Raw genomic sequence first — 2641 nt, forward strand, 5'->3', positions numbered from 1 at the left:
CACCCGGTGCAGGACATCGACAGCGGCCGGGTGATGATCACCTCGCAGAATCATGGCTTCGCCATCGACGAGAGCGTGCTGCCGGGCAATGTCCGCGTCACCCATCGCTCGCTGTTCGACCAGACCATCCAGGGCATCGCACTGACCGATGCGCCGGCGTTCTCCTTCCAGGGCCACCCGGAAGCGTCGCCGGGTCCGCACGATGTCGCACCGCTGTTTGACCGCTTCATCACCCTGATGGAAGGGGCCAAGGCGTGAGCAAGGCGCGCTGGCTGATGTTGCCGGCGCTGCTGGCCACCTCGGTGGCCAGCGCGGCTCCGGTGACGGCCCAGCAGATCCGTGATCTGCTGCTACTGACCGGTTTCGAGCGCATGGGTGAGGACGCGGCCAAGTCCATCCTCGCCAACGAAGCGTTCTTCCCGCAGGTGACCCCGCAGCAGCGCCAATGCATGGCGGCGCCGATCGGCGCGGTGCTCAACGACGCGCTGGTGGAGCGGCTGGTCAGCAACCTCGGTGACGAGGGTCAGGTGCACCTCAAGCGCTGGCAGGCCTTCTATACCAGCCAGGGCGGCAAGCGCATGGTCGCTACCCAGCGCCAGATGATGTACGGCACCGCCTTGCCGGCGGAGTTCGCGGGCGAGCCCAGCGAACTGGAACGCAAGCAGGTGGGCGAGTTCATGGCCAGTGGCTCGTATGAGGCATTGGCGGCGGTGCTGGCCGAGATGGGCGACATGCCCGACGGCCTGCCGGCGCGCATGAGCGAGCGCATCCTCGACGAATGCGGCGTCACCATAGATAGCAACGAGTTTTCCTGATCGACAGCGTGCGATCACTTCCCCCAGACACGCTGTACTGACTTAGAGAAGAAAATGCCAAAGCGCACCGACCTAAAAACCATCCTGATCATCGGCGCTGGCCCGATCGTCATCGGCCAGGCTTGTGAGTTCGACTACTCCGGCGCGCAGGCGTGCAAGGCGCTGCGTGACGAGGGTTATCGTGTGGTGCTGGTGAACTCCAACCCGGCCACGATCATGACCGACCCGGAGATGGCCGATGCCGTCTACATCGAGCCGATCAACTGGCAGACGGTGGAGAAGATCATCGACAAGGAGCGCCCGGACGCGCTGCTGCCGACCATGGGTGGCCAGACCGCGCTGAACTGCGCGCTGGACCTGGCCGACCACGGCGTGCTGGAGAAGTACAACGTCGAGCTGATCGGTGCCAAGCGCGAAGCCATCCGCATGGCCGAAGACCGCGAGCTGTTCCGCGTGGCCATGCAGGAAATCGGCCTGGAGTGCCCCAAGGCCGCCGTTGCGCACACGCTGGAAGAAGCGCTGGAAATCCAGACCCGCGTTGGCTACCCGACCATCATCCGTCCGTCCTTCACCCTGGGTGGCAGCGGCGGCGGCATCGCCTACAACCGCGAGGAGCTGATCGAGATCGTCGGCCGCGGCCTGGAACTGTCGCCGACCACCGAAGTGCTGGTGGAAGAGTCGGTGCTCGGCTGGAAGGAATTCGAGATGGAAGTGGTCCGCGACACCGCGGACAACTGCATCATCGTCTGCTCGATCGAGAACCTCGACCCGATGGGCGTGCACACTGGTGACTCGATCACCGTGGCGCCGGCACAGACCCTGACCGACAAGGAATACCAGCGCCTGCGCGATGCCTCCATCGCCGTGCTGCGCAAGATCGGCGTGGATACCGGCGGCTCCAACGTGCAGTTCGGCATCAGCCCGACCACCGGCCGCGTGGTGGTGATCGAGATGAACCCGCGCGTGTCGCGTTCCTCGGCGCTGGCCTCCAAGGCCACCGGCTTCCCGATCGCCAAGGTCGCCGCCAAGCTGGCCGTGGGTTACACCCTGGACGAATTGAAGAACGAGATCACCGGCGGCCTGACCCCGGCTTCGTTCGAGCCGTCCATCGACTACGTCGTCACCAAGATTCCGCGCTTTGCCTTCGAGAAGTTCCCGATGGCCGATGCCCGCCTGACCACCCAGATGAAGTCGGTGGGTGAGGTGATGGCGATGGGGCGCACCTTCAAGGAATCGCTGCAGAAGGCGCTGCGCGGCCTGGAAACCGGCAAGATCGGCCTGGACCCGACCGAGCTGGACCTGGGCAACGAAGACGATATCGCCACCATGAAGCGCGAGCTCAAGGCCCCGGGGCCGGAGCGTCTGTTCTATGTGGGCGATGCATTCCGCAGCGGCTTGAGCGTTGAAGATGTCTACGGCCTGTCGCACATCGACCCGTGGTTCCTTGACCAGATCGAAGAAATCATCGTCGACGAAAAGCAGGTCCATGCCCAGGGCATCGACGCGCTGGATGCCGCACGTCTGCGCAAGCTCAAGCGTGCCGGTTTCTCCGATGCGCGCCTGGCGCAGCTGACCGGCACCAACGAGGCTGCCATCCGCGCCCTGCGCCGCGCCCACAAGGTGCGCCCGGTGTACAAGCGCGTGGACTCCTGTGCCGCCGAGTTCGCCACCGGCACCGCCTACCTGTACTCGACCTACGAGGATGAGTGCGAGGCCGCACCCAGCAACCGCGACAAGATCATGATCCTGGGCGGTGGCCCGAACCGCATCGGCCAGGGCATCGAGTTCGACTATTGCTGCGTGCATGCCGCGCTCGCCCTGCGCGA

Annotated in this window: 3 protein-coding genes; all 3 read left to right on the forward strand. The window is 65.1% G+C overall.

The genetic code is table 11. The features are described 5' to 3' along the window. Nucleotides 1–258 (forward strand): glutamine amidotransferase-related protein (locus tag B2527_RS19310; protein ID WP_414717150.1); only part of this gene is annotated, 258 nt, incomplete at its 5' end. Further along, nucleotides 255–815 (forward strand): hypothetical protein, encoded by a 561-nt coding sequence (locus B2527_RS19315; RefSeq protein WP_293717316.1) that lies wholly within the window; start codon nt 255–257, stop codon nt 813–815. The genes B2527_RS19310 and B2527_RS19315, both read left to right, overlap by 4 nt. 54 nt (nt 816–869) lie before the next feature. Continuing rightward, a partial coding sequence (gene carB / locus B2527_RS19320; protein WP_293717317.1) for a carbamoyl-phosphate synthase large subunit occupies nt 870–2641 on the forward strand: 1772 nt, incomplete at its 3' end.

The organism is Stenotrophomonas sp. UBA7606 (assembly GCF_002477705.1).
Classification (GTDB): Bacteria; Pseudomonadota; Gammaproteobacteria; order Xanthomonadales; family Xanthomonadaceae; genus Stenotrophomonas.